At 47.0% G+C, this 26116-nt stretch carries 25 protein-coding genes, 2 pseudogenes and 1 riboswitch; of the genes and pseudogenes, 17 read left to right on the plus strand and 10 right to left on the minus strand.

The annotated features are described in order from the left end of the window. Positions 1-18: 18 nt before the first annotated feature. The 8 genes from I8U27_RS07115 to kamE all read left to right on the plus strand — a co-directional run bounded on the left by I8U27_RS07115 (position 19) and on the right by kamE (position 9617). Positions 19-1434 carry a sigma-54 interaction domain-containing protein gene (locus tag I8U27_RS07115; RefSeq protein ID WP_232345292.1) on the plus strand — a complete coding sequence of 472 codons (1416 nt, stop codon included), beginning with the start codon at positions 19-21 and terminating at the stop codon, positions 1432-1434. An 11-nt stretch (positions 1435-1445) separates the two neighbouring features. Beyond that, complete coding sequence (locus tag I8U27_RS07120) at positions 1446-1901, plus strand: HIT family protein (RefSeq protein WP_181751304.1); 456 nt, start codon at positions 1446-1448, stop codon at positions 1899-1901. A 161-nt stretch (positions 1902-2062) separates the two neighbouring features. After that, entirely contained in the window at positions 2063-3118 is a 1056-nt protein-coding gene (gene kdd, locus I8U27_RS07125; protein ID WP_220185900.1) for an L-erythro-3,5-diaminohexanoate dehydrogenase, read from the plus strand. A 140-nt stretch (positions 3119-3258) separates the two neighbouring features. Next, complete coding sequence (gene kamA, locus I8U27_RS07130; RefSeq protein ID WP_181751303.1) at positions 3259-4575, plus strand: lysine 2,3-aminomutase; 1317 nt, start codon at positions 3259-3261, stop codon at positions 4573-4575. A 5-nt stretch (positions 4576-4580) separates the two neighbouring features. Further along, positions 4581-5639, plus strand: coding sequence for a lysine 5,6-aminomutase reactivase subunit KamB (gene kamB / locus I8U27_RS07135; protein WP_181751302.1), 1059 nt, complete (start codon positions 4581-4583; stop codon positions 5637-5639). Next, positions 5626-7269 carry a lysine 5,6-aminomutase reactivase ATPase KamC gene (kamC, locus tag I8U27_RS07140; protein WP_181751301.1) on the plus strand — a complete coding sequence of 548 codons (1644 nt, stop codon included), beginning with the start codon at positions 5626-5628 and terminating at the stop codon, positions 7267-7269. Before kamB ends, kamC begins: the two co-directional genes overlap by 14 nt. Then, the gene (gene kamD / locus I8U27_RS07145; RefSeq protein ID WP_181751300.1) at positions 7259-8863 is read left to right on the plus strand and encodes a lysine 5,6-aminomutase subunit alpha; all 1605 of its coding nucleotides are present in this window, start codon (positions 7259-7261) and stop codon (positions 8861-8863) included. Before kamC ends, kamD begins: the two co-directional genes overlap by 11 nt. Next, a complete protein-coding gene (gene kamE / locus I8U27_RS07150) occupies positions 8838-9617 on the plus strand; it encodes a lysine 5,6-aminomutase subunit beta (RefSeq protein WP_181751299.1) in 780 nt (259 codons plus the stop codon). Before kamD ends, kamE begins: the two co-directional genes overlap by 26 nt. A gap of 57 nt (positions 9618-9674) precedes the next feature. On the opposite strand, the gene I8U27_RS07155 is transcribed toward kamE, so the two are convergent. The 4 genes and pseudogenes from I8U27_RS07155 to I8U27_RS07165 form a co-directional block, all read right to left on the minus strand. Next, positions 9675-10058, minus strand: a complete 384-nt coding sequence (locus I8U27_RS07155) for a Ger(x)C family spore germination C-terminal domain-containing protein (protein WP_309506109.1) — start codon at positions 10056-10058, stop codon at positions 9675-9677. 64 nt (positions 10059-10122) lie between these two features. After that, positions 10123-11219, minus strand: a pseudogene (locus I8U27_RS07160) (spore germination protein). A 23-nt stretch (positions 11220-11242) separates the two neighbouring features. Then, positions 11243-11536: pseudogene (locus I8U27_RS21295) on the minus strand (spore germination protein); the annotation flags it as partial. Further along, complete coding sequence (locus tag I8U27_RS07165) at positions 11434-11964, minus strand: spore germination protein (protein WP_408637640.1); 531 nt, start codon at positions 11962-11964, stop codon at positions 11434-11436. The pseudogene I8U27_RS21295 and the gene I8U27_RS07165, both read right to left, overlap by 103 nt. 384 nt (positions 11965-12348) lie before the next feature. Here I8U27_RS07165 and I8U27_RS07170 point away from each other — a divergent pair, with 384 nt between their 5' ends. Together I8U27_RS07170 and I8U27_RS07175 are read left to right on the plus strand one after the other, a co-directional pair. After that, positions 12349-14430, plus strand: a complete 2082-nt coding sequence (locus tag I8U27_RS07170) for a (Fe-S)-binding protein (protein WP_181751298.1) — start codon at positions 12349-12351, stop codon at positions 14428-14430. A gap of 359 nt (positions 14431-14789) precedes the next feature. Further along, a complete protein-coding gene (locus I8U27_RS07175) occupies positions 14790-14951 on the plus strand; it encodes a hypothetical protein (protein ID WP_181751297.1) in 162 nt (53 codons plus the stop codon). Here I8U27_RS07175 and I8U27_RS07180 read toward each other — a convergent pair whose 3' ends face one another. Beyond that, entirely contained in the window at positions 14952-15950 is a 999-nt protein-coding gene (locus I8U27_RS07180) for a ketoacyl-ACP synthase III (protein ID WP_181751296.1), read from the minus strand. 450 nt (positions 15951-16400) lie between these two features. Between I8U27_RS07180 and I8U27_RS07185 the strand changes: the two genes are divergently transcribed. The 3 genes from I8U27_RS07185 to I8U27_RS07195 are packed head-to-tail and all read left to right on the plus strand — an operon-like array spanning position 16401 to position 17952. Next, positions 16401-16643, plus strand: a complete 243-nt coding sequence (locus I8U27_RS07185; RefSeq protein ID WP_181751295.1) for a pectinesterase family protein — start codon at positions 16401-16403, stop codon at positions 16641-16643. Continuing rightward, positions 16610-17062, plus strand: coding sequence for a right-handed parallel beta-helix repeat-containing protein (locus I8U27_RS21300; RefSeq protein WP_181751294.1), 453 nt, complete (start codon positions 16610-16612; stop codon positions 17060-17062). The genes I8U27_RS07185 and I8U27_RS21300 overlap by 34 nt, the downstream gene beginning before the upstream one ends. Then, entirely contained in the window at positions 17059-17952 is an 894-nt protein-coding gene (locus tag I8U27_RS07195) for an AAA family ATPase (RefSeq protein WP_181751293.1), read from the plus strand. The genes I8U27_RS21300 and I8U27_RS07195 overlap by 4 nt, the downstream gene beginning before the upstream one ends. Positions 17953-18007: 55 nt before the next feature. Here the strand turns inward: I8U27_RS07195 and I8U27_RS21305 are convergent, their stop codons facing one another. The 4 genes from I8U27_RS21305 to I8U27_RS07215 form a co-directional block, all read right to left on the minus strand. Next, complete coding sequence (locus I8U27_RS21305; protein WP_181751292.1) at positions 18008-18103, minus strand: Fic family protein; 96 nt, start codon at positions 18101-18103, stop codon at positions 18008-18010. After that, positions 18104-18286, minus strand: a complete 183-nt coding sequence (locus I8U27_RS07205) for a hypothetical protein (RefSeq protein ID WP_181751291.1) — start codon at positions 18284-18286, stop codon at positions 18104-18106. Between the two features lie 384 nt (positions 18287-18670). Beyond that, positions 18671-18985 (minus strand): DMT family transporter, encoded by a 315-nt coding sequence (locus I8U27_RS07210; RefSeq protein WP_181751290.1) that lies wholly within the window; start codon positions 18983-18985, stop codon positions 18671-18673. Continuing rightward, positions 18985-19332 carry a DMT family transporter gene (locus I8U27_RS07215; RefSeq protein WP_181751289.1) on the minus strand — a complete coding sequence of 116 codons (348 nt, stop codon included), beginning with the start codon at positions 19330-19332 and terminating at the stop codon, positions 18985-18987. Before I8U27_RS07215 ends, I8U27_RS07210 begins: the two co-directional genes overlap by 1 nt. Positions 19333-19416: 84 nt before the next feature. After that, positions 19417-19513, minus strand: a riboswitch (guanidine-I (ykkC/yxkD leader). A 330-nt stretch (positions 19514-19843) separates the two neighbouring features. Here I8U27_RS07215 and I8U27_RS07220 point away from each other — a divergent pair. After that, entirely contained in the window at positions 19844-20623 is a 780-nt protein-coding gene (locus I8U27_RS07220; RefSeq protein WP_181751288.1) for a 4'-phosphopantetheinyl transferase family protein, read from the plus strand. A 55-nt stretch (positions 20624-20678) separates the two neighbouring features. Here I8U27_RS07220 and I8U27_RS07225 read toward each other — a convergent pair whose 3' ends face one another. Further along, positions 20679-22559 carry a sigma 54-interacting transcriptional regulator gene (locus I8U27_RS07225; RefSeq protein ID WP_232345293.1) on the minus strand — a complete coding sequence of 627 codons (1881 nt, stop codon included), beginning with the start codon at positions 22557-22559 and terminating at the stop codon, positions 20679-20681. A gap of 42 nt (positions 22560-22601) precedes the next feature. Here I8U27_RS07225 and I8U27_RS07230 point away from each other — a divergent pair, with 42 nt between their 5' ends. From I8U27_RS07230 to I8U27_RS07240, 3 genes are read left to right on the plus strand one after another with little or no spacing between them, the layout of a single operon-like run. Further along, entirely contained in the window at positions 22602-24035 is a 1434-nt protein-coding gene (locus tag I8U27_RS07230) for an aldehyde dehydrogenase family protein (RefSeq protein ID WP_181751287.1), read from the plus strand. 11 nt (positions 24036-24046) lie between these two features. Continuing rightward, on the plus strand, positions 24047-24895 hold the full coding sequence (gene ahlS, locus I8U27_RS07235; RefSeq protein ID WP_181751286.1) for an AhlS family quorum-quenching N-acyl homoserine lactonase: 849 nt from the start codon (positions 24047-24049) through the stop codon (positions 24893-24895). Between the two features lie 21 nt (positions 24896-24916). Continuing rightward, positions 24917-26098, plus strand: a complete 1182-nt coding sequence (locus I8U27_RS07240) for an iron-containing alcohol dehydrogenase (RefSeq protein ID WP_181751285.1) — start codon at positions 24917-24919, stop codon at positions 26096-26098. Positions 26099-26116 lie beyond the last annotated feature (18 nt).

Genomic DNA, 26116 nt, shown 5'->3' on the forward strand with positions numbered 1-26116 from the left:
CGGAAATGAGGTGGAGGGATGTTTCAACAAGGTTTATCTTCTGAAATCACTGGCGGGATGATTCATGATTTGTTGGATTGCCTGGATGAGGGTATTCACATTGTCAATGCTGAAGGGATCACCATCTGCTACAATCGGGTGGCTTCGTTGCTGGACGGGTTAACCGCGGGAGAGGTGATGGGGATGCATGTGCTGGAAGCATTTCCTTCTTTGAACCAAAAAACGAGTACCCTGCTGAAGGTGCTGGAAACAGGGGTGCCGATTGACGACCAGCAACAAACCTATACCAATCGTAAGGGAAAGCAAATCGTTACGGTAAACAGAACGATCCCATTGAGGCATTCCGGTCATATCGTAGGAGCTGTAGAGATTTCCAAAGATATTACACAGATGAAACATCTGTCCGAGCAAGTGATAGACTTGCAAAAGCGGATGCGTGAACCAAGAGTGAAAAAAGCAGTACATAAAAATCAATTTTACCGCTTTGAAGATATTATTACGCAAAATCCGGTGATGTTAAAAGAAATGGAGCGCGCCAAACGGGCAGCTTTTACCCACTCCCCGGTACTGGTCATCGGTGAGACCGGAACGGGCAAAGAGTTGATCGCACAGTCAATTCACAGCAGCTCTCCGCGGGCCCATCAACCGTTTATTGCCCAGAATTGTGCCGCTATTCCATCATCTCTCCTGGAAGGGATCTTATTTGGTACGGTAAAAGGAACATTTACAGGGGCTGAAGACCGTCCCGGCCTGTTTGAACTGGCCGACGGAGGCACCCTCTTTCTGGATGAGATTCAGGCCATGCCGGTTGAATTGCAGGCCAAATTGTTGCGGGTGTTAGAGGAGGGAGCGGTGAGAAGGGTTGGCAGCACGAAGCTTCGTTCTATCAATGTGCGAACAGTGGTTGCCACCAATGAGGACCCGCTGCTAAGTATTCGCGAGGGGCGCTTGCGCCGGGATTTGTATTACCGGATCCATGTGGTAGGCATTTATCTCCCGCCTTTAAGAGAGAGAAGAGAAGATATTGAGCTGTTGTCCAACTATTTTTTGACAAAGATCAAGGGAAGCATAAACTCTTATGTAGAAAGAATTTCCGGGGAAGTCATAAAAGTATTTCTACAGTATGATTGGCCCGGAAATGTAAGGGAGTTGGAGCATACCGTGGAAGGGGCTCTCAATCTGGCAACAGGCAAAGAAATTCAACTGGAACACCTGCCGGCCCATTTCCATTCTACGGAGAGAAAGTTTTCGCTTGATTTGTTTTCAGATGGTAAAAACTTGCGCCAGATATTAAACGAGGTTGAAGAAAGCATGATTCGCCAGGCCTTGCATCAATCGGGAGGAAATGTACTGCAAGCGGCGGAACGGCTGGGAATTCCCCGCCAAACCTTGCAATACAAGCTGAAGAAATTGGGAATCCAGGCAGAAAGGTGAGGAAAAGAATCATGCCAGACTGTTTTATCTGTAAAAAGCACCGTAGTGAGATTTCAACAAAAGCAGGATGGATCTACGGGGATGAACACCTTCAAGTGTTTCACAGGCCTTTGCTCGGACAGGAAAAGAAAGTCTATCTGGGTTATCTCATGATTGAACCAAACAGGCATATTCAGGGATTGGACGAGTTGGAAGATATCGAAGCACAAGCCGTTGGAGTGATGCAAGCCAGATTGAGCCGGATTTTGAAACGGGAATTGAAAGCGGAACATGTTTATTCATTTGTCATTGGCAACCACGTCCCCCACCTGCATATCCATATCGTTCCTCGTTATCCTGGTGCTCCCCGCGAATACTGGGGAGTTCGGATCGATGAATGGCCTGATGCGCCCCGTGGAGGACAAGCGGAAATCATGACCATTTGCGAAAAGTTACGGGAGTCTCTCATACTGGAAAACAAGAGTTGATCCGGGAATAACGCCATGGAAGTCAATTTTGCCATTTGGATGCCGAAAATTCGGCATCTTTTTTGTTTACAGAAAAAATAAAAGGCTAGATTACCCGGATTCACAGTTGGCATCATTCTTGCAGTAAGAATGATGTGAGAGAACGAGGAGGTGGAATCTGTTTGAAAACAAATGATCCAATCGCACCTGGACACAAATACGGACTTCATCGTGTATTGGAGCCGGCGGGTGTGTTGCCTCAGCCGGCCTGGAAGCTTAATGCCGATCCTTATCCGCTGGAAAGTGAACTGCTGATTGATGTGCTGCGATTAAATATTGATTCTGCTTCCTTTGCCCAACTGAAAGAAGAGGCGGAACAATGTCCGGACCGGATCAAACAAAGAGTGATGGAAATTGTGGCAGAACGGGGGAAAATGCACAATCCGGTCACAGGTTCCGGCGGAATGCTCATTGGCCGGGTGGAACAGGTCGGCTCTCAATTTCCAAACCGGCCGGCACCCGGAACAAAAATTGCCACCCTTGTTTCGTTGACATTAACCCCGCTCATTCTGACTGATATCCATCACATCGATATGAAAACAGGACAGATGGATGTGAGCGGGAAAGCGATTTTATTTCAAAGCGGCCCGTATGCCGTATTGCCCGAGGACCTGCCGGAGTCTGTCTCGCTGGCGGCTCTGGATGTGTGCGGGGCTCCGGCACAGACAGCTTCGTTGGTAAAACCGCAGGATCGGGTGCTGGTGATGGGAGCCGGTGGAAAATCAGGCTTGCTCTGTTTATACCAGGCGTGGAAACAGGCGGGTCGATCCGGGCAGGTCATCGCGCTGGAGTCTCACCCCGACGCCTGTAAGGAAATTGGGGCCCTTGGGTTGGCCCATCAGGTGGTTCAGATTGATGCTGCTGACCCGGTGGCTGTATATGAAACGGTTGCCGACATCACAGAGGGAAAGATGGCTGATCTCACCATCAATTGTGTCAATGTTCCACATACAGAGCTTTCCTCCATTTTAGCTACCGGGGACGGAGGGATGGTTTACTTCTTCAGTATGGCAGTCCGTTTTACCACGGCCGCCCTGGGCGCGGAAGGAGTGGGAAAAGATGTCCGCATGATGATCGGCAACGGATATGCTCCTGGACATGCGGATCATACATTAAACCTCCTCCGGGAATCCCACCCGCTCCGGGAATTGTTTTACCGTCGTTATGCCTCTCATTGAAACGGTTTTTTTGATGCGTGACAGTTTTTTGCCGGTCGGGTCGACAAAGGTTATTCCCCGGAATTTGCCTTCCTGCATGAACAAAACTTTCATTACTGGTTGTGCCGGCAAGTAAAAAACAACAGGAGAGGAGCATTTTTATGAGAGATTGGCGCGAAGTAGAGCTGTGGAAAGATGTGACCGAGGAGCAGTGGAATGACTGGCTGTGGCAACTGACCCATACCATTCGCAACATGGAAGACTTGAGCAAAGTGATTAACTTAACGGAGGAAGAAACCGGCGGTGTGGAGATCTCCAAGCAGACCATTCCTTTGAATATCACCCCTTACTATGCTCTGTTGATGGACCCTGATGATCCGAAAGATCCCATTCGCATGCAATCTGTGCCAATTTCTTCGGAGTTGAACCGCACTGCCTACGATATGGAAGATCCGCTCCTGGAAGATACAGATTCACCGGTACAAGGGCTGACTCACCGCTATCCCGACCGTGTTTTATTTCTGATCACCAACCAGTGTTCGATGTACTGCCGCTATTGTACACGCCGTCGTTTCTCCGGACAGATTGGCATGGGAGTTCCGAAAAAGCAGATGGATGCCTGTATCGATTATATTCGCAGCAATCCGGAGGTGCGTGACGTATTGTTGTCCGGGGGAGACGGGCTCCTGGTTAATGACCGTATTTTAGAGTACCTGCTAAAAAATCTGCGTGAGATTCCCCATGTTGAGATCATTCGCATTGGAACACGGGCTCCTGTGGTCTTTCCCCAGCGGATCACGGAAAATCTGTGCACGATCCTGAAAAAATATCACCCGGTCTGGATTAATACCCACTTCAACCACCCCAAAGAATTGACTCCCGAAGCCAGACGGGCTTGTGAAATGCTGGCTGACGCCGGCGTTCCGCTCGGAAACCAGGCGGTGATCTTAGCAGGGATTAACGATTGTCCGTTTACGATGAAAAAACTGATGCATGAGCTGGTCAAAACACGCGTAAGGCCTTACTACATCTATCAATGCGACTTGTCTGAAGGAATTGGACATTTCCGCGCCCCAGTCTCCAAAGGGATTGAGATTATGGAGTATCTGCGCGGGCATACGTCCGGTTACGCCATTCCTACCTTTGTTGTGGATGCACCCGGAGGCGGAGGGAAAATTCCGCTCAGCCCCAACTATATCATTGCACAAAGCCCCGCCAAGACGGTTTTGCGAAACTTTGAGGGCGTAATCACCAGCTATCCTGAACCGGAAAACTACCAACCGCATGACCCGGCAACCTGTGAATATTGCCAGGCGGCCGGAGCATCTGTGGGGATTGCTTCACTGATGAGTGATGAGCGCATCAATCTGGAACCCAAACACTTATCCCGCGAAGACCGGCGCTATTTATTACAGAAGAAAGAAAACAAAGCATCAGTTGAGATGGCAGCGGCAAAAGAAGGAGCGAGAGAGCGTTAGAGTTGATGGTGAAATCTTTGTTTTCAACTCTCGTTCATCCGTCGATCCAAACACTGGCCGTCGTAGGGTTGTCTAAAAATGCGGGTAAAACAACTGTGCTTAACGCGATGATCAGGGAGCTATACCCCCGGATTTCTCTGGGGCTGGCCAGCATCGGGATCGATGGGGAAGAACGGGATGCGTGGAGTGGACGGAACAAACCCCCTGTCTATGTGCCGGAAGGTGTTTGTGTAGCCACTGCCGGGCCGCTACTCGATCTGCAACCGGGGCATTGGGAGGTGCTCCTGGCCACAGGTGTGCACACGTTGATGGGGGAAGTTTTCATCGCCAGATGCCGGCGGGCGAACCAGGTAAAGCTGGCAGGTGTAAACTCATCGGAAGGAGTGGCCAGGATTAAACGCGGCTTTCAGATGGCCGGCGGAGTTCAGCTGACCCTGCTGGATGGTGCTTACGATCGACAAACCACTGCCAGCCCTTATGTGACAGACGCTGCTCTCGTTGTTGCGGGGGCCAGCCTCAGTTCTTCTCTACAGGGTGTTTTGCAGAAAATGGAAGAGTGGTTTCACCTTTTTACACGGCCCGTTTGCCGGGAAGATCAGCTTAGCCGGCTCGGCCGCCGGGCAATCGAAGAAAGAAGCATATTTGCAATCGTGAATGAGAAGGTTGAGAAGCTTCCTTTTGCTACACTTCTGCAAATGGCCCGGAATGAGGCAGCCATCGCTAAGAACTGGCAGGCGGTTGCTGTCCCCGGTGCGCTGACAGACCGAATGTTGCATGAATTGATGGAGAAAAAAGCAGCCCTTACTATCGTTGTCCCTGATGCGACTCATCTTTTCCTCTCTTTGCCTGCGGTACGCCGTTTTTACCAGATGGGCGGAGATCTTCAGGTGTGTCGTAACATTCACTTACTGGGAGTGGCTGTTAACCCGGTGTCGCCTGAAGGTTTTTCCTTTCCTCCGGCAGAGATGAAGCAAAAAGTGGCCAAGATTTGCGCTCCGCTTCCGGTGATTGATGTGGTGAGGGAGCCGGTACAGGAAGGAGGGGGCGGTTATGCTTGTGGATGAGGAGACCAGGCAGGATTTGCATGTTGATGAAATCTGGTCATGGTTTCAACCCTTCACACCAATGGGAGAACAGGCTAAACGAAAGTGTACCCCCTTTCTGCCCGGACAAGAAACAGAGTGGCAACAACTTCTTCTTGAGCAGGAAGAGATGCAAAAACAACTATCTGCCATTCCGAAGCAAATCGGGCGGCTGGAAGAGATATTGCGCCGCGTTCCTGACATTGCCGGCATCCTGGAAAGATGGACGGCTGCAAAATCGCCCGGCTTAACCGAGTGGTTCAAGATAAAGCAGTTTTTGTGGCAACTAAGCGAATGGTCCAAATGGATGGAATTGGCACAGATGCCTTCTTCTCTGATACTTACACCAGCAGAGAAGGAGATGTGTGAAATGCTGTTGTGGAAATTAAATCCGACTCCGCCTTTGCAGCCTTCTTTTGCTTTTGTTGATGGTTATGACGGAAGATTAAAACAGCTTCGCCGGCAGCGGAATGCCATTGAACGTGAATTTCGGGAGCAAAAAGAAGAAGAAGCGCAGAAAGTGGACAGCACTTACCGGATTCGCCGCAATCGTCTGGGTGAGTGGGTGGCGGTGAAGGGATCACAACTGGATCAAGCGCTAAAGCAGGAAGCCTGTCTCCGGCTGGCCAGAGAAACGGTGTATGACTCTGTCTATGTGTTTCAGCATCCGAATGAAGCGGCCTGCCAGCAGCAACTGGATCATATAACCAAGAAAATCGAATCGTTGGAACAAGAGATATCTGTTGGTTTGGCAGAATTTTTTCGCCCTTATATTCCTGTACTGCAAACATGGGTACAGAAACTGGCCCACTTTGATCTCCAGTGGGCTCGCATCCGGGCCGCGCAAATCTGGCAGGGAGTCAAGCCGGAGCACTCGGAGGAACTTTTTGAAATTGACCGGGGATTTCATCCGGTAATTGCCCGGCACCTGCGTGAAACAGGGCTGTCTGTGACACCGGTCCAATTGACGTTGAGACGGGGCGTAACAGTGATTATCGGCCCCAACATGGGCGGGAAAACCGTTGCGTTAAAGACGGCCGGAATCATCGCCGTACTGGCGGGATACGGCTTCTTTGTACCGGCAGCCGCTTGTAAGATACCGCTTTTCCCGTGGGTAACCAGCTTGATTGGAGACAGACAAAATGTAAATCAGGGGTTAAGCAGTTTTGGAGCAGAGATAGCGCGTTTGAGCAAGTGGGTCAGGCGGAAAGAAGAAGGATTGTTGTTGCTGGATGAACTAGGCAGAGGGACCAACCCCGTTGAGGGGGCAGCCCTTTCGCAGGCTGTGACGAAATATTTCATCGATGCCGGAAAGTGGGTAGTTCATGTCACGCACTATCGAGAAGTGATAGTGATAGAGGGAATTCAAGGGTACCGGGTGGCGGGGATTCAACTGAAACATTTACAAGAGAGAATGGCTGGCCATCCCGGTCAGATTCACCGTTTATTACAGGAACAAATGGATTACCGGCTCATTCCGCTGCAAAAAACGGATTCCCTGCCGGAACAGGCGATTGTGATTGCCGAGGCACTGGGTCTTGATCCAATCATTACTCAAGAGGCAAAAAGACTGGTAAATAAAGAGAGAGGGGAGGAGTATGATGGATCATAAATTGCGGCTCGACCCGGAGCAAATTGACCGTGCCAGACGGGCCGCGGCTGAAATTGCCCGTGGTGTGGACCGGTTTATCTCCAGCCGGACAACCGTGGCCATAGAGAGAACGGTTCTAAGATTGATGGGGATTGACGGAGTGGACAGCCAATACATCCCGCTCCCCAATGTGGTGATTGATCATTTGCTGGACAGAGGTTTGCTGGAATCAGGAGCAGCCACATGGGTGATTCATGCGATGTTGCATTTGGGCTTGCCGGCGCAAACAATCGCTGAACAAGTAGCCGCCGGGTCGCTGGACCTCGGAAATGTACCATGGGCTGACCGCAGAGAGGTGGAAGCGAAGGGGCGTGAAGTTGCCCGCAAAGGATTGGATCGGGTCCGGGCCAACCGGTTGCACCGCGACCAGCTGATCAAACGGTTGGGAGAGGGAAAGAAGCCCTACCTGTATGTGATTGTGGCTACGGGAGATATTTATGAAGATGTTGTACAGGGGAAATCAGCAGCACGCCAGGGGGCTGACATTATTGCTGTCATCCGCAGTACCGGGCAGAGCTTAATTGACTATGTGCCTTACGGGGCGACTCGTGAGGGGTATGGCGGCACGTATGCGACCCAGGAAAACTTCCGCATCATGCGGAAAGCCCTGGATGAAGTGGGCGAAGAAGTGGGCCGCTATATCCGGCTTTGCAATTACTGTTCAGGGTTGTGTATGCCGGAGATCGCCGCCATGGGGGCATTGGAACGTCTGGATGTCATGTTAAATGATGCCCTGTACGGAATTTTGTTTCGGGATATCAATATGCAACGAACATTGATCGACCAGGCATTTTCACGCATGATCAACAGTTATGCCGGGATTATGATCAACACAGGTGAAGATAATTATCTGACAACTGCCGATGCTGTGGAGGCGGCACATACCGTGCTGGCTTCACAGTTCATCAATGAACAGCTTGCTCTTCTCTCCGGTTTGCCGCCCGAACAGATGGGGTTGGGGCACGCCTGTGAGATCAACCCTGATCTTGAAGACGGGTTACTGATGGAAATTGCCCAGGCGCAGATGTCCCGGCAGATCTTCCCTGATGCACCACTGAAATATATGCCCCCGACCAAGCATATGACCGGAAATATTTTTAAGGGGCATATTCAGGACGCCATGTTTAATCTTGTCAGCATCCTGACAGGGCAAGGGGTGCAATTGCTCGGCATGATGACGGAGGCGATGCATACCCCGCATATTCACGACCGGCAACTGGCAATAGAAAATGCACAGTATATTTTTAACAACGCACGCCATCTCGGAGAAGAGTTGCTGTTCCGGCCTGACGGGCGCATCGAAAAGCGGGCCAGGCATGTATTGCAAAAGGCGGTGGAAATGCTGGAGGAAGTAGAAAGGATCGGCTTGTTCACAGCATTGGAAAACGGAATGCTTGCCGATGTAAAACGCTCATTCACCGGCGGCAAAGGATTGCATGGTGTACTGGACAAAGGGATTGAGTACTACAATCCGTTTGAAGAAGAATTGCGGAACCGCCTTGGACTTCGGCAGAGGGAGGGTTCTTCCGATGAGCGTGGACTTTACACGGGTTAAACCGTACGGGGATACGATCAACGATGGAGCCGTTCAGCTAAGCTTCTCCCTTCCCGTTCCTTATGGAGAAGAAGCCCGGGAAGCGGCTCGGCAGTTAACAGAAAAAATGGGGCTGGCCGAGCCGCAGGTTTACCATATGAAAGACCTGGGGGAAGGATATACCTATTTCATCGTCTACGGGAAGTGTCAACATACAGTGGACTTTTCGTCGATCCGCGTCCCCAAAGTTGAGAGCAAAGGTATGGACTTTTACGAAATTAATGCTTTCATTCGCGAACAGATCGGCCGCAAGCTGGTGGTACTCGGTGCCTGTACGGGTACGGATGCCCATACGGTGGGGATTGATGCCATCATGAATATGAAAGGGTATCATGGTGAATACGGTTTGGAACGTTATCCCGAGATTGACGCTTATAATTTGGGAAGCCAGGTGGAAAATGAGGAATTGGTAGCCAAAGCGATTGAAATGAATGCAGACGTTTTGCTTGTTTCCCAGGTGGTGACGCAAAAAGGGGTTCATGTCACTAATTTGACCCAACTGGTTGAAATTGTTGAAGCAGAAGGACTGCGTGACCGTCTCCTGCTGATTTGCGGCGGCCCGCGAATCAATCATGAACTGGCGCTGGAGCTGGGTTATGATGCCGGTTTCGGGCCCGGGACATTAGCTCCTGAGGTGGCTTCCTATTTCGTACAGGAAATTGCCCGCCGCCAAAAAAATGCTGGCATCAATGAAAGAGAGCTGTCCCTGGGGTGACAGCTCTCCCGCTGTTTCAAGGCCCGGAAAGACCGGGTAAGGAATGCTCCCCGACCCTTACTTCTTTGAACCCTTCGTCCCATAATCTATGATGTCTACTTTTACACTATAGTTTACTTTCGGTTCACTAAATCGTTTGTCCCAATCTTTTTTTACTTTTTGCCATACTTTGGGATATTGAATTCTTAGCTGGTCGTTAAATCCGGCAACGTCTGCTTTGTACTCCTTCTGTATTTTCCTGAGGGCTTGATCGACCAAACTCCTTATTTCATTTTGTAATGATTTTTCCGCTTTTTTCAGGACTTCTGTTTGCATGGTTAAGGTGAACAAATTTCTTTTTTTATACCCTGCTCCTTCCTCCTCCAAGTCCTTGTCAGGGGTTGTTTCTTCTCCTGTGTCTAATGCATCGGCTATCTTTAAGGACAGATCGTCAATTTCCACACGATCCTAGCATCCGGTAACAAAAAAGAGGAGCAGCAACACAACGAACAATGGGAGTCGTTTGCTATGATTTTGATTCACATGTTTTCCCCCTTACTTTTGCGATTAACAGCAGGAGAAGCGGCAGCAAACCGGCTATAAACAATGTGGCATTTGAGATCATATCCCCAGTTTAAACAGGTCGTTTAAATTTTTCGGGAACATGGCAATGATGTATATCACCGGCAGCAAACCATACACAAAGGGATGGTCCTGTTTTTTGAAAAGTTGCGCCAGACCGAGAGCGGCAGCATAGTGCATGATGGTATAGGAAGCGAAAAATTGCAGAATCCAGACCGCGAACAGAAAAGACTCAAAGCGTTCAAAAACGATCCCGGGCACTTCAAAGGCCCTGATCAGATCGACGGTTGGCCATGTCTTAATGATGACTGCATCTACCGATAATACACCGATCACAATGACCACTGTGGTCAGGTAGAAAAGCAGGGGAAAACCAATCCCGACCAGAACAGTTTTGACGGCTTTTTTCGGCTCTTTCATAAACGCTGTCACGATGAGCATAATTTCAAAACCTGAGTAAGAGAGGCTGGTTGTTTTTATCCCTTTCAGCACTGGTTCCACTCCCAATCCCAGCACCGGGCGCAGGTTATCGATCTCAAAAATTTTCAAGCTCATAAAGGCAACCAGAAAGAAAGTGACTACGGTAATGGGCAGGATGATTTCAAACAAGCGGGCCATAGGGTTGATTCCGCTGACAATCAGGAACGTGCTCTAAAAGGTCATCATGGTTACCTCGACAGGGTATTTTGCAGCAGGAACAACTTGGTCACTTCTGCCATCGCCCGTACTTCAAATGCGGCGACCGCAATTAAGTAAATCACCAGAAACAGGCTGAGCAACCGGCCGACCCATTTTCCGACAATTACCTGGCTGTACTGATAAAAGGTTTTTCCCGGAAACCGCTGACTCAGTTTGGCACCGATCATCCCGGCAATCATCGCGATCAGTCCGCCATGAATCACCGCATTCCAGACATCGGGAGTTTTCATCTTTTCCACAGCTGTTTCTCGGCAGAGTCAGGATTCCCACTCCGAGAATGTAACAAGTGACGATAACAGCTGCCTGTGTATTTTTAATCTGGTCTTTCGGATTGGTAATCACCTCATGCCCACTCCCTTTGTCTGTTAAATCTTTCCTTTTCGGTCCGGATCTTTTGGATGCAGCATTTTCGGGCGTCGTTTCATTTTCAACAACGGCAGGCGCACGATAAAATCCTTCCAATCGCTCAAACGATAAGGAATTGCCGGTGTCGCATAAGGGACGCCGAAACTTTTCAGCTTCACAACATGAATAGCGATCATGAGAAAAAACAAAATCACCCCGTACAAACCCAACACAGTGGCGAAAAACATGGAGACAAAGCGAAGCCACCGAAGGGCAATCCCGGCTCCATACTGGGGAATCGCAAAGGAAGAAACAGGATGATAACCTCTGATGACCCGTCGATGATCAGGGCTGTAGCTCCTGTCAGTACTTCTGATATGAGATCCTGTAAGGTATGTACTTCTTGTATGACACCGACCGATAACACATGATTTTTGATAAATTCTTTCAAGCCAGCATCTTTCCCGGGTGTTTGCTCCTGTTTATACGCCTCTGAAAGATCTAACATCAGTGATTTCATAATATGCTTATCGATCAGATCCTTATCTGCCAGCCCATCGATAAAAATAAGCGCTGCCCGGGTATTTGTCCGCCCGATGATAAACTCCCGAATATTCACATCGGAGTTATGGCCGATCATCTGCCGGACAAGTTCCAAATTGGAGGTTAAATTGCTTGTCAAAACGCTGGTTGGTTTATCCTTTTCCGGTATTTTATTTTCCGTTTGACGGGATTTTATCATCTGCTTGAGTTTTTTTATTTTCCGCCACTTCAACCGAAAATCACTCTTTCTTTTTTAGGTGCGAATCCAGTCAAAAAACTTTGAAATACTGTATGACCATAAACACGATAAAAGCCTGTAAAAAAATGTTCCAGTCAGGCAAATAGGAAATAACGGCCTGCCACATGTGATCACCTCTCGATTAGAGTGTGCATCTAAAGAAATTCCATATAAAGCAGATAGATACAGAATGAAAAAGCGAACATGATTTAAAAAATAAAGTGAATGAATAATCACTCATTCCGTGTTACAATAAGAGTAATGATATAATGGAAACGGATTCATTCTACATAACCGCGCAGGTATTTTCTGAATCTGCGCAACAGAGGGAAAGGGGAGAAATCAATGTCTGCTTTGCAGGTGTTTCATCTGGTTGCTTTTCTGGCTGTTGCCGCTTATGCCGTATACCTCTTTGCAAACGTGGTATACAAACGCTATATGTATGTGCGTTTGGGAAAGCCCGCAGACTTTAACCTGGACTTAAAGCAAAGCCTGAATGAAGTCCTGATCAACGTGTTTGGGCAAAAAAAGCTGCTCAAAGATAAAAAAAGCGGCATCATGCATGTGGTGATGTTTTATGGTTTCATCATCATTCAATTTGGAGCCATCGACCTCTTTATCAAAGGGTTGGCACCGGGGAATCACTTGCCGTTTCCAGCTTATCATGCCTTTACCTTCATGCAGGAAATCACAACTTTTCTTGTCTTGTTAGCTACGATCTATGCCTACTACCGCCGCTATGTGGAAAAGATTCCACGTCTGAAACGTGGCTTTAAATCAGGGCTGGTTATTATTTTTCTTTCTTCTTTGATGGCGTCGATCTTATTCTCTGCCGCTTTTGAAAAAATCTGGTTTGGACATGGGTTCACCTGGTACACACCGGTCTCGTCGCTGTTGGCGATGCCGTTTGCCGGATGGATGAGCCAGGCGGCCGGGCAAGCATGGTTCTATGTAAGCTGGTGGGTACATGCGCTCGTTTTGTTCAGTTTTCTGGTATATGTCCCTCAATCAAAGCACTTCCACTTACTCGTGGCACCGTTAAACGTCTTTCTCAAAAGACAGCAGCCCCCGGCCAAACTTTCCCTGATTGATTTTGAAGATGAGTCGGTGGAAGAATACGGGGTCGGCAAAATTGAAGACTTTAACCAAAAGCAGTTGATCGATTTGTATGCCTGTGTTGAATGTGGGCGCTGTACCAATGTATGCCCGGCGGCAGGCACAGGAAAAATGCTGTCTCCGATGGATTTGCTGGTAAAAATGCGCGATCACCTGACCGTCAAAGGGGCGGCCATCACTTCCAAGTCCCCCTGGGTTCCCAATTTCGCCTTTGCCGGAACCAACCAGGCGGCACTGGAGACGGCGGTATCGGGGGAGGACGGCTCTGTCCGGTTGATTGGCGACGTGATTACCGAGCAGGAGCTGTGGGCTTGCACCACTTGCCGCAACTGTGAAGACGCTTGTCCTGTCATGAACGAACATGTGGATAAAATTATTGATATGCGCCGCTTTCTCGTCATGACCGAGGGGAAAATGAGTCCTGAAGCCTCGCGGACTTTCTCCAATATTGAGCGGCAGGGAAATCCGTGGGGAATCAGCCGGAAAGACCGTGACAAATGGTCGGAAGACGCCGAAGTACCCGTGCCGACGGTCAAAAAGGAAAAAGAATTTGAATATCTGTTTTTTGTCGGCTCCATGGGTTCATACGATAACCGCAGCCAAAAAATCAGCCGTGCTCTGGTAAAACTTCTAAACCATGCCGGCGTAAAATTTGCGATCCTCGGCAATAAAGAGAAAAACTCCGGAGATACCGCCAGGCGGATGGGAAATGAATTTTTATTCCAACAATTGGCGATGGATAATATCTCTCTGTTTGAAAAGCATGAAGTAAAGAAGATTATCACGATTGATCCCCATGCGTATAACACATTTAAAAATGAATATCCGGATCTTGGCCTTCAGGCGGAGGTGTATCACCATACCGAAGTACTCGCTGATCTGATTCACCAGGGTCGCCTCAAACCGGTGAAAGAAGTCAAAGAGCGCATCACTTACCACGATTCCTGTTATCTGGGCCGTTACAACGGCGGTTACGAGGCACCACGCTACATTCTTCAGCAAATCCCGGGTGTCGAACTGGCAGAAATGAACCGGAACCGCGAAAACGGCATGTGCTGTGGTGCCGGCGGCGGAATGATGTGGATGGAGGAAACTGAAGGAGTTCGTGTCAACGTAGCCCGAACCGAGCAGGCACTTGAAGTAAACCCCAGCTTGATCGGCAGTGCATGTCCATACTGTCTCACCATGCTCTCAGACGGTACGAAAGCGAAAGAAGTGGAAGATCGTGTGAAAACGATGGATGTAGCGGAGATTTTAGCTCTGTCGATTGATTTTGAAAGTGAAGCAGAAGTGGACGAAGTTGTCCATTAATATAAAATAACGATAAAGAACCACAGGTAAGCACTCTCAAGCATTCTATCGAGAGTGCTTTTCTTGTAAAGGCAGAGCCGGGTTTTTTTAAGAAACGCTCATGACTTGGCGACACAACCCTGGGATGAAAGTTTAATCATGTCGGGGAGGCAGGTTTTCTGGGGAGCGATTTTTGGCGCCTGACCGAGCGGAAAAACGACGGAGAGGGAAAAGCGGATCAACTGCTTTCTTGAAGACATCGACCCCGCTTTGATCCGCCCCTCGGAGTCGTTTTGGAGCGGCCATCTCTATCGCCAATCTGAGCGAGACAGAAATCCTCCTCGTGGACACACTTACTTAGAAAGAAGAGGATTTTTTCTATGAGATATACAAGAGTTGTGGAAGAAGCCGATGAAGTGCCAATGTGGGAATTGCAGGTGAGAAACCGGGAGCTTTTTCAAAAATATTCACCCAAACGGACAGTAAGTAAAAATAAGCACTCTTCGCCAAGGAGGATGAAGAGTGCTTTTGCCATTGGATAACTAGATTGTCCAGCGGACCAGCGTTCCGGCATGAGTAAACCCGCCGCCAAATCCATAAAGCAACAGTGTATCCCCTTTTTTAATTTTTCCCTCAAGTACCCCTTGATGAAGGGCGAGGGGAATGGTCGCCGAGGAGGTATTGCCATAGTACTCTGCACTAAACAGAGTTTTTTCCATCGGAAAGCCGATCCGCTCGCAAACAGCCTGGATGATTCTGATATTGGCGCTGTGCGGGATAAACCAATCCACCTCATCCGGGGAGATCCCCGCGTTTTCCAGCAGCCTGGGTACTTCTCTGGTCAGTGTGCTGACAGCAATTTTAAAAACCTCTCTTCCATTTTGCACAATATTGCCGTCCCCACTGAGTACTTTCCCCTTCATCCGCCCGGACAGCCCGGTCCGGTACAGGTGAATCCCCGCTCTGCCATCAGAACCGGAACAGGAATGGATAAAACCGGGGTTATTCTCATCCCGCTCCACCAGCGCCGCCCCGGCCGCATCGCCGAACAGAATGCAGGTGGTGCGGTCGGTATAGTCGGTCACTTTTGATAATGTTTCCCCGCCGACCACCAGCACTTTACGGTGAAGCCCGGATGTAACCAGAGCATCGGCCATGTTTAACCCATAGACAAACCCGGCACACGCCGCGCTGAGATCAAGTGTACCGGCTGACGGAATCCCAAACTGCTCCTGAATCTGGCAGGCCACACTGGGAAAAGGGAAGTCCGATGTGCTGGTGGCAACCAGGATCATATCAATATCATCGGTTGAAGCTTGATACTCACTGATCATATTTCTGACCGCTTCGATACACAGGTCACTGGTAAAAACATCAGAACCGGCGATTCTCCTTTCCCGGATTCCCGTCCGCGGTACAATCCACTCGTCAGATGTATCCACCATCTTCTCCAGATCGTCATTGGTCAAAGTCCGCTCCGGCACATAAGAACCAATCGCCGTAATCCTTGCCCTGGATGTAATGCTCCGTTTCTCTGACATAAACAAAACTCCCTCAAAGGCAAATTTTTATTACAAACTATTAACATCTGATATTAGTACCTGATTATAAATAGTATAATTTTTAGATAGCGAAAGAGTCAAACAAAAACATCAGGGAGAGCGACAGAAATCATAAACAAAAAGCGCTCACAATGACAAGCCTTTTCTTTTATGAAGGATAAATTATGGGAAAATTGGTATAATTAAATCGGGTGGAATTCATGTTCAAAAAATAGAGATTGGTTAGAGGAAAACTAGTCTTTAAGTGGAATCTGTTCACTTAAACCCACTGATAACTATCAAAATTGAATGACAAACATAGTTGAACCGGAACGGATCGTAATGTAAAATTGCAAGGTTGAGTTACCGAACTATTCAGACCTGTCCGTCATAAACAATGCATCACTTTCTCTAAAAAATAGATTTAATATCAGGGAGGCTGTAAGTGGGATGAGTAAAAAGATTATTGTTTCAAAAAAATCTTTTTCTAAATATAAGACGATTACAGAGGCCATTCAAAAAGCGATACCCGGAACCAAGATTATTATTGAACCGGGCATTTATAAGGAAAATATTGTGATTGATAAACGGGTTGAACTGCTTGGCAATGGCCCGGTTAATGAAATTGTGGTCACCAGTGAAAATTCACTCCGCTTCTTATGCAGACAGAGCAGGCAACTGTTCGTGGAATAACCATCCACCAGAGGGGGAAAGCCAGGAAAAATGAATATTATGTTGCCGTTGATTTACCTGTGGGTTCATTAACTATAGAGGATTGCCACATTCGTTCCGATCTCGGGCACGGTATACGCGTTTATCAGTTGCATACCAATCCGGTCATCAAGCAATGTCATATTCATCATGCTAAAGGAGTTGGAATTATAATATATAGTGAAGGGAATCCGGTAATAAAAAAATGTAAAATTTATAACAACGGTCAAAATGGAATATGGGTGAAAGACAAAGGCCGCGGAAGCATTGAAAATTGTGCAATCTATAGTAACAACTACCCGAATGTATATATAGCAAGCGAAGGGAATCCAGTCATTAAATACTGTAATATTTACAAGAGTGCGCAAAACGGAGTCTGTGGACAAAGGAGTTTCTGTTGACATTAACCTCGGAAGATGTCAAAGCGGCCTTCCCAAAAGAGAAAACAAAAGCATTTAACCTCCCGATTAATGAAGCACTATTGTCAGAAGCTTTACAGCAATTAAACCGTATGATCGGGATGGATCAAGTGAAATCAGAAATTAATAAGCTGGTCACGCTTGTTCGTTTTTACAAGGAAGAGGGAAGAACGCTGGCTGACCTGTCTCCGCATACATTACTCATTGGAAGCCCGGGAACAGGAAAGACAGAAGTGGCCAGAATTATCGTCAAAATATACGAGGCACTGGGGGTTTTAGAACGGGGAGATTTAGTGGAGGTAAACCGCGATAAATTAGTAAGTGCCTATCCCGGTGAAGGCGAAAGACTCATTGCCGGTTATATTGATCAGGCCATGGGAGGAACGCTGTTTATTGATGAAGCGTATCAGCTCACGCAATATGGTGCACAAGATCCGGGGCACAAAGTAGTTGAGATATTACTGAAACGGATGGAGGATGACCGGGGAAAATTTATAGTTATTGTAGCGGGATATAAAGAGAAAATGGAACCATTTTTAGACAGTAATGACGGTTTGCGCAGACGTTTTTTCCGGCGGATTGAATTTGCAGATTATACTCAGGCTGAATTGATGCAAATTAGCGAGTTAATGTTTCAGGAGAAGGGATATCAATTAGACCCCAAAGCACGTGAAACCCTGCTTGCTTATTACGAATCCGTGTATAAAAATCGGGATCACACATTTGGCAATGCCGGGCTTGCCAGGAATATCGTGAATGAATCGATAAAAAATCTTGATTACAGAATAGCTAAAATAGCGAAAGAAAAACGTACGCAGGAGGCAATGAAAACCATTCTGGCAGAGGATATCCGTCTTGCCACAGAAAAGTAACCTGTTACGGGTCACAGGCAGGATGGGGATGTCCCAATTCTGAAGGGTAATGTGCTTAATTTTTTAAAACCAGAAAAGTGTCCACACAAAACGTAGCGGTTCGCTTATTCCCGTCATGAAAAATGTGATCATGACCGATGATTTGAAACATTTAAGCAGCCTTGTGATGAATATCTTCATACCAAGGCTGCTTGATCCCTTGAATTAATGACCTTAGACCATGATAATCTTTTACTCCGCGAATATTACCTGGTGGTGCAAACAAATCCATAACAAAATCATGCAACAAAATAATTTGCTTTTCAGATAAGTATCTCGTCCGATCGATCGGCATGAGCATATACCTCTATTTATTCGCAAGTGATTGATAAACTGACTTGAACATTGCTAAAAGAACATCGTCGGGGAGTTGATGATACTTTTTTGGTAGTATTGTTTTGAGTTCATTAACGATTCTTTCTTTCGATTGTGGGTCATTTATTTGCTGGATTGAGGATTTTCTCTAAAACTTGTACCATATCTATCCCCACCTTTTTAAACTTACTCAATAAAGTAAGTAAGTTACTATTATTATTATCATGATACCAATTTTTGTTTTCACCTGTAAATAAGTCGTTCTTATTTTTTTCTGACAAGACCGCCTTTGAGCGGCCTGCTATTTTTGCGGGGACAAATATTATAAGAGAAAATGACCTGAATCGCCTGTTGGAAGGAACTTTTACGAAATCCATTTCAGACCGACCGCCGAACCGAGAACCATTATGATGAAAAGAATCCGGCGCCAATCTTTTGATTCCCCGTACAAAACCATCCCCAGGATGGCTCCGCCTGAGGCGCCAATCCCTGTCCAGACAGCATAGGCGGTTCCCATCGGCAAGGTTTTCATCGCGAGGTTGAGAAAAAGAAAGCTTGCCCCACATCCGGCGAGCAACAAGACAAGCGATTGCCAGTTTGACTCTCTGTGAAAGCGATTGATCATGGTGACGCCGACCATTTCAAAAACCCCCGCCAGGATCAGAAAAACCCAGTCCATTATGACTCAGCTCCTTCTGATTGCGGTTTTCTCTCTTCGGTCACCAGCTTCAATCCGATCACCCCGGCCAGTAATATAAGAATGAGCAAAATTTTTATGATATTAAACGGTTCACCAAAAAAGACGGTTTCTGAAAACACCGTTCCGGCTGTTCCCAATCCGACGAAAACGGCATAAACGGTACCGACCGGCAACTTTTGGCCTGCCATAATCATTAAATAAAAGCTGATAAAAATGGATATGCCTGTTCCCAACCAGGTCCATACATTATAGGCGTGTTTAAGCCCGATCACCCAAAAAACCTCAAAAAATGCGGCTATAAATACCTTCACCCAGTTTAGGTTCATTACATTTCCCTCTCCTTTAGATCTCATCATTGATTAGTCTTTTACATAAGAAATAAAAAAACCGGGAATATCGTCGTTAACGATATCTCCCGGGCTTTTATCCCTCCGTGTCACAGCTGGCCTGTGTGTTTTCTCTCGGTCCAGGCCAGCAGTCAGCTGCGGAACCCTAGAAAACGAAAATATGTGCTTTTCCACTCTTATTAATAGCAAAAAAGACAGGATATATCAAGTAAACAGGTGACATGGAAAGATGTTGCGAAGCAATTTCAAAGGTGAACTGCCAGATGATTAGAAGCGGGCCTTCCAAAAAAATATCAGAGGGAAGCAGCAACATCTAAACAGGTTTTATTCTTGATGACTGATCAAGAAAGGTGAATGGTAAGCAGAGGAGAAAAATATAATGGGGACGCAAAAAATTTCCAGGCTAAAAGGCCGTGCAGCTTTATTTGACAAAAGAAACAGCAATGCATAAACGGAAGATTCACTCTTTAAGGGTAGGTGTTGAGTTGACATGTTGCAAATACTGGAGCCGGGGAAAGTTTATGTTTGGCATACACCCCTGTCGGAGGCAGTTCCCTCTCTTCGCCAACTGATGAGCACTAAAGAGCTGGAACGCCTGAAGTCGTTCCGCAAAGAAGAAGACCGCAAACGGGCCCTTATTTCATATGGGTTGTTACGCCTTATACTGGCGCAAGTGCTGAAGAAAGATCCCAGGGAAATTATGATTTCCCGCACTTGCCCGCATTGTGGAAAAGAACACGGCAGACCGCAGCTAAAGGAGGAGTGTCCGGAATCGATTGAGATCTCTGTCTCCCATTCCGGGCAATGGGTGGTGATCGCCTTGTCCCTTTCTGTCCCGATCGGCATTGATGTAGAGGAGATGCGGACAGGTTTAGCTGTTGACCAATTGGCCTCACAAATTTTATCTCCATTGGAGGAACAGGAATTTACCCTTCTGACCGAGGACGAGAAGCTGGAAGCATTTTATGTTTACTGGACAAGAAAAGAAGCGATTTTGAAGGCTTTCGGGCTTGGATTTTCCATTTCCCCAAAACAATTGAGTGTGTCGGGATGGCGCCAACCACCCCGGTTGATTTCATGGGAAGCCGATCCTTCCATGACGGAAAAAGTGAATTGCTATTCCCTCCATTTTGCCCCGGAATATAAGGCGTGTTTAAGTGTGATCGGTTTGTGCAATCAGATCCTTTTGAATGAGGGGGCTACTCTGATCCGCCGCTGGGAAATTGAGAATCAGAAAGAGGAGAACGTAGCATGGGAAAGGAGTAGTTAGCTTCGATGAGAAAAACATCTGCCATTTTTGACAATGTTCCCTCTTTACTATTTCATCAACAGCTATTGTCTGTATTCATGTTCCATTTTTTTATTTTTTTGACCAGGGTGGAATGATCGATACCAAGTTGCTGTGAAGCTTTGCGGATTGACTTGTTCTTTTGAAGCGCTTCTTTGACCATTCTTTTTTCAAACTGTTCGAGTCGTTGTTTTAGTGTGAATGGTGTTTCCGGGGATGCATGATGATGATCGTATATATGCAAAGGGAGGTGGTGCGGCTCAATGATGGCAGTTGGTATGGAAACAACCATATTTTCCATTAGATTGCGCAACTCACGTACATTTCCGGGCCATGAGTAGGTTTTTAATATGGCTACCGTTTCCTTTGCCAATTGCTTTTCAATATGATAGAGATCACAGTAATAGGAGAAAAAGTAATGGATCAATTCCTCAATATCCTCTTCCCGTTCTGTCAATGGCGGTATGTGTATTTCCACAACTTTTAACCGGTAATACAGGTCCTCCCGAAATCTCCCTTTGTTAATCAGCTGCGTTAACTCTTGATTCGTGGCGGAAATAAAACGAATATCCAGGTTTCGGGGGGTTGTTCCGCCAATGCGGTAGATTTGCTTTTCTTGCAGTACACGCAAAAGTTTCACCTGGAGCAGTAAAGGCATTTCCCCAATCTCGTCCAACATGACTGTACCGCCGTTTGCCAGCTCAAGCAATCCGATTTTTCCGTCTTGTTTGGCTCCTGTAAATGCTCCCGGCTCGTATCCGAATAATTCAGATTCCAATAATTGTTCCGGGATTGCCCCGCAATTAATTTTGATAAAAGGTTTCTCTTTCCTGTCACTGAGATTGTGAATGAGGTTGGCGATCACTTCTTTTCCAACTCCTGTTTGCCCTGTTAACAGAATGCTTGTCGGAAAGGGAGCAACTTGTTGTATCTTTCCGTAAACTTCCTTCATCCGGGGACTGCGAAAAACAATGGTCTGGTTGGCATTTTCCGTCTGGAATGTATAGCGGTGGTTAGCCATATGCGAAAAGCTTTTTGCTTTTTCCAGTTCTAGTTTCATTTGATTCAGATGGGTAATATCCCTGACGCTTGTAACCACCATCTCAATCTCGCCGGCTTCATCAAAAACAGGATTCCCGGTCACAATCACATCTTTTTTTCCTTTGATTGTTTGAATAATGGAGATTCTTTTTTTCTGCTGAAGAACAAGCAGGGAGACGGACTGGTCAATAAAACCTTTCTCCATAAGCTTTGACATATGATTACCAATCAGTTGGTCCCTGTGCAAGCCGGTAATTTCTTCGTAAGCGGAATTGACAAAGATGGTGATGCCGGCTGAATTTACTACGTATACTCCATCTGTGGAAAACTCGATAATCGATTCCATCTGTTTCGAGAGATTTCGATAATATTCCATTTCGGAAATATCCTGAATGACACCAATGGCTCCAATTCTTTTTCCGTTTTGGTACAGGGGAGTCCGATTGACAATGCACTGCCGGCTGGCGATCATCATTTTCTGGCCGATGGAACTATATCCTTCAGTCAATGTTTCCGGAAGTTTTGTTTCCGGAATCAGTACTTTAATTTCTTTGCCAACCCAGTTTTCGTTTTCAATTTGGAGCAGTTTTTTGGCAGACGGATTGATGGACAATATTTTTCGGTTTTTGTCCATCACAATCACACCATTGTGCAGTGAAAAGAAAATACTTTTCCATAATTCTGGATCTAATTGGGTTTCATTCATCTTTTTCACCTGCCCCGATTGGTGAACTTTTTCAATGGAATGGTGAAATATTTCACCGATTTCAATGAGGATTTTCTGCAAATCAATCATAGAGTGGTGACTATTTTCACCATACCCTACACAGGCGGAAGTGTCCAGTTCAGATATTTTCCCGTTTTGGCAGTTTGGCATGATTTTTGCTTCAAATATAAAGCAGAAGAAAGGAGATGTAACATGAAACCGCTCACAAAAGGATTATTTATAAATGGAGAGTGGATTAAAAAAGAAGCTGTCTATCCTCTGTATTCTCCTTACAGCGGTGAACTGCTGGCACATATCAGCAGAGCTGATCCGGATGATGCAGAGCAGGCAATTGCCGGAGCAGACCGGGCTTTTGCAAAGATGAAAGCGTTGCCGGCTTATGAGCGCTCCCGCATCCTGGCCCGGGTTGCCCGAATCATACAAGACAGAAAGGAAGAGCTGGCAAAGGTATTGGCCCGGGAAGCAGGCAAGCCGATTCGTACAGCGAGAGCAGAACTGGAGCGAACATTGGTTACATACCAATTTTCCGCGGAAGAAGCAAAACGGATTGGCGGGGAAACCATCCCGATGGATGCAGCACCGGGGGGTGAAGGGCGCCTGGGTATGACCTGGCGGGAGCCTCTGGGAGTGGTCGTGGCAATTACTCCGTTCAATTTTCCATTTAATCTGGTCGCTCATAAACTTGGGCCCGCTTTTGCCGCCGGAAATACGGTTGTCCTTAAACCTGCTGAACAAACTCCCTTGAGCGCTTTGCTCATCGCAGAAATTTTCACGGAGGCCGGTCTTCCCAAGGGCGCACTTCAAGTGGTGACCGGTTATGGAACAGAATTAAGTGATGCTCTGTTAACAGATGTCCGGGTGAAAAAAATCAGTTTTACCGGGAGTGTACAGGTAGGCAAGTTAATTAAAGCAAAAGCGGGATTAAAAAAGGTTACGCTTGAACTTGGTTCCAATTCCGGATTAATTGTTGAACCGGATGCCCCTGTCGACAAAATCATCCCGAGATGTGTGGAAGGCGCTTTTGCATTTGCGGGGCAAGTTTGTATTTCATTGCAACGAATCTATGTCCATGAATCGATTTACCGGGAATTTACCGAACTGTTTATCAGGCAAACGAAAAAATTAAACATCGGTGATCCGTTGGATGAAACCACAGACCTGAGCTCCATGATTCATCCCGGCGAAACAGACCGGATTGAAGCCTGGGTCAACGAAGCTGTCCAGGCCGGTGCAACCATTGGCTGCGGGGGCAGCCGTAAAGGGAAACTCTATCCGCCCACGGTATTGTTAAATGTCACCAAAGAGATGAAGGTTTCCTGCCATGAGGTGTTTGCCCCTGTGGTATCCATCGTTTCTTATAAAGAATTGGATGAAGCGATTGAGATGATCAATGATTCGGTTTATGGATTAAATGCCGGGATCTACACCTCAAACATCGACAATGCTTTATATGCGGCACGAAACATCCAGGCGGGCGGTGTCATGATCAATGATATTCCCACCTTCCGCGTAGATCATATGCCTTACGGCGGAGTAAAAGAAAGCGGCTACGGCCGTGAGGGCATCAAATATGCCGTACAGGAAATGACGGAACTCAAGCTGATCACCATCAAAAATATGTCTTAGGAGGAGTTATCATGGCCAACATCAATAAACCCCACCCCAAGCTTTATGTGATGGACAACGGACGGATGAAAATGGATAAAAACTGGATGATCGCGATGCACAGTCCGGCCACCATTCACAATCCAAACAGGCCGGCGGAATTTGTGGAATTTCCGATTTATACTGTGTTGATTGATCATCCGGAAGGCAAGATTTTGTTTGACACGGCCTGCAATCCGAATTCGATGGGGCCGGAAGGGCGCTGGGCGGAAAGCACCCAGCAGATGTTCCCATGGACAGCCAGTGAAGAATGCTATCTGCACAACCGGCTTGAACAGTTAAATGTAAGGCCCGAAGATATTAAGTATGTTGTCGCTTCCCACCTTCATCTCGACCATGCCGGCTGTTTGGAGATGTTCACCAATGCAACGATTATAGTGCATGAAGATGAGTTTAACGGCACGCTCCAGTCCTATGCCCGAAATCAAAAAGAAGGGGCTTATATTTGGGCCGACATTGATGCCTGGATTAAAAACAATCTGCAATGGCGGACAATCAAGCGGGATGAAGATAATCTTGATCTTGCGGAAGGGATCAGAGTACTTAATTTTGGCAGCGGACATGCCTGGGGAATGCTTGGATTATTTGTGCAGCTGCCGGATACCGGAAATATTATCCTGGCTTCAGATGCGATTTATACAGCGGAAAGTTACGGACCTCCGATTAAACCACCGGGAATTATTTATGATTCTTTGGGTTATGCTGCAACCGTTGAAAAAATCCGCTGCCTTGCCAAAGAGACAAACGCACAGGTCTGGTTTGGGCATGACGCGGCACAATTTAAGAAATTCCGCAAATCCACCGAAGGCTATTACGAATAAAGAAAAGGGGAGAGGGGAGAAATGAGTGTTTCAAAATTGGTTTTTACACCCTTAAACTATACTGGCTGGGGGTCATTGAAGCAATTATTGCCGGAGGTAAGGAAATATAACCCCAGGCATATTCTGATCGTAACAGATCCGACTCTGGAGAAGATCGGCTTGGTTGAGAGGGTTTCTGTTCCTCTTCACAAAGAGGGATATCAGGTTTCAGTTTACTCGGAGATCCTGCCCGAGCCCCCGTTGGAAACAGGGGAAAAGCTGGTTGATTATACGAGAGAAAATCAGTTTGATCTGGTAATCGGACTCGGCGGCGGAAGTGCTTTGGATATGGCAAAACTGGCCGCTGTTTTATCGGCCCACGAGGGCCCGGTCGCCGATTATTTAAATTTAAGCGGATCAAGAAATATCGAAAAGAAGGGATTACCAAAGATCCTGATTCCCACCACTTCGGGAACAGGCTCTGAAGTAACCAACATCTCTGTCCTCTCACTGGAAAGCACCAAAGATGTTGTGACCCATGATTATCTGTTGGCAGATGCTGCGATTGTTGATCCGGAGCTTACGGTATCAGTACCTGCCAAGGTGACGGCAGCTACGGGAATTGATGCACTTACACATGCGGTAGAAGCATATGTTTCTGTCAATGCCAGCCCCGCTTCAGATGGTTTGGCTTTACAGGCGATTCGCCTGATTGCCCGCTCCATCCAAACAGCTGTGAATAACGGACAGGACCAACAGGCCCGTACCGATATGAGCCACGGTAGTTTTATTGCAGGATTAGCTTTTTTTAATGCAGGTGTAGCGGGTGTACATGCCCTCGCTTATCCGCTTGGAGGCCAATTTCATCTTCCGCACGGTGAATCAAACGCTGTGTTGCTCCCTTACGTGATGGGATATATCCGTCAAAGTTGTACCAAGCGGATGGCAGATATTTTAAATGCCCTTGGCGGCAACTCCGCTTTCCTGTCAGAGGAAGAAGCCTCTCGCCAATGTGTCAAAGCACTTGAAAAACTTGTAAAAGATGTGGGTATTCCTACAACCCTGAGGGAATTTAATATACCTGAAGAAGCCTTAGACTGCCTCACAGAGGATGGCCTCAAACAAAAACGGCTGCTGGCGCGCAGCCCTTTGCCGTTAAAGAAGGAAGATATTCATAAAATATATAAATCTGCGTTTGAGGGAGTGATCACAGAACCTTCATAATGATGATCCTTCTTGTCA

It is taken from the genome of Paenactinomyces guangxiensis, assembly GCF_016055185.1.
Classification (GTDB): domain Bacteria; phylum Bacillota; class Bacilli; order Thermoactinomycetales; family Thermoactinomycetaceae; genus Paenactinomyces; species Paenactinomyces guangxiensis.

What these genes read in the sequence shown, in the direction of transcription:
- I8U27_RS07185 (WP_181751295.1), top strand. Translation starts at nt 16,401, where the DNA reads ATGAGTAAAAAGATTATTGTTTCAAAAAAATCTTTTTCTAAATATAAG.
- kamA (WP_181751303.1), top strand. Translation starts at nt 3,259, where the DNA reads ATGAGAGATTGGCGCGAAGTAGAGCTGTGGAAAGATGTGACCGAGGAG.
- I8U27_RS07215 (WP_181751289.1), bottom strand. Translation starts at nt 19,332, where the DNA reads ATGAACCTAAACTGGGTGAAGGTATTTATAGCCGCATTTTTTGAGGTT.
- kamC (WP_181751301.1), top strand. Translation starts at nt 5,626, where the DNA reads ATGCTTGTGGATGAGGAGACCAGGCAGGATTTGCATGTTGATGAAATC.
- I8U27_RS07115 (WP_232345292.1), top strand. Translation starts at nt 19, where the DNA reads ATGTTTCAACAAGGTTTATCTTCTGAAATCACTGGCGGGATGATTCAT.
- I8U27_RS07240 (WP_181751285.1), top strand. Translation starts at nt 24,917, where the DNA reads ATGAGTGTTTCAAAATTGGTTTTTACACCCTTAAACTATACTGGCTGG.
- I8U27_RS07220 (WP_181751288.1), top strand. Translation starts at nt 19,844, where the DNA reads ATGTTGCAAATACTGGAGCCGGGGAAAGTTTATGTTTGGCATACACCC.
- I8U27_RS07165 (WP_408637640.1), bottom strand. Translation starts at nt 11,964, where the DNA reads ATGATAAAATCCCGTCAAACGGAAAATAAAATACCGGAAAAGGATAAA.
- kamB (WP_181751302.1), top strand. Translation starts at nt 4,581, where the DNA reads ATGGTGAAATCTTTGTTTTCAACTCTCGTTCATCCGTCGATCCAAACA.
- I8U27_RS21300 (WP_181751294.1), top strand. Translation starts at nt 16,610, where the DNA reads ATGCAGACAGAGCAGGCAACTGTTCGTGGAATAACCATCCACCAGAGG.
- I8U27_RS07230 (WP_181751287.1), top strand. Translation starts at nt 22,602, where the DNA reads ATGAAACCGCTCACAAAAGGATTATTTATAAATGGAGAGTGGATTAAA.
- I8U27_RS21305 (WP_181751292.1), bottom strand. Translation starts at nt 18,103, where the DNA reads ATGTTTCAAATCATCGGTCATGATCACATTTTTCATGACGGGAATAAG.
- I8U27_RS07170 (WP_181751298.1), top strand. Translation starts at nt 12,349, where the DNA reads ATGTCTGCTTTGCAGGTGTTTCATCTGGTTGCTTTTCTGGCTGTTGCC.
- I8U27_RS07205 (WP_181751291.1), bottom strand. Translation starts at nt 18,286, where the DNA reads ATGCCGATCGATCGGACGAGATACTTATCTGAAAAGCAAATTATTTTG.
- I8U27_RS07225 (WP_232345293.1), bottom strand. Translation starts at nt 22,559, where the DNA reads ATGCCAAACTGCCAAAACGGGAAAATATCTGAACTGGACACTTCCGCC.
- I8U27_RS07210 (WP_181751290.1), bottom strand. Translation starts at nt 18,985, where the DNA reads ATGGACTGGGTTTTTCTGATCCTGGCGGGGGTTTTTGAAATGGTCGGC.
- I8U27_RS07180 (WP_181751296.1), bottom strand. Translation starts at nt 15,950, where the DNA reads ATGTCAGAGAAACGGAGCATTACATCCAGGGCAAGGATTACGGCGATT.
- I8U27_RS07120 (WP_181751304.1), top strand. Translation starts at nt 1,446, where the DNA reads ATGCCAGACTGTTTTATCTGTAAAAAGCACCGTAGTGAGATTTCAACA.
- ahlS (WP_181751286.1), top strand. Translation starts at nt 24,047, where the DNA reads ATGGCCAACATCAATAAACCCCACCCCAAGCTTTATGTGATGGACAAC.
- I8U27_RS07175 (WP_181751297.1), top strand. Translation starts at nt 14,790, where the DNA reads ATGAGATATACAAGAGTTGTGGAAGAAGCCGATGAAGTGCCAATGTGG.
- kamD (WP_181751300.1), top strand. Translation starts at nt 7,259, where the DNA reads ATGGATCATAAATTGCGGCTCGACCCGGAGCAAATTGACCGTGCCAGA.
- kamE (WP_181751299.1), top strand. Translation starts at nt 8,838, where the DNA reads ATGAGCGTGGACTTTACACGGGTTAAACCGTACGGGGATACGATCAAC.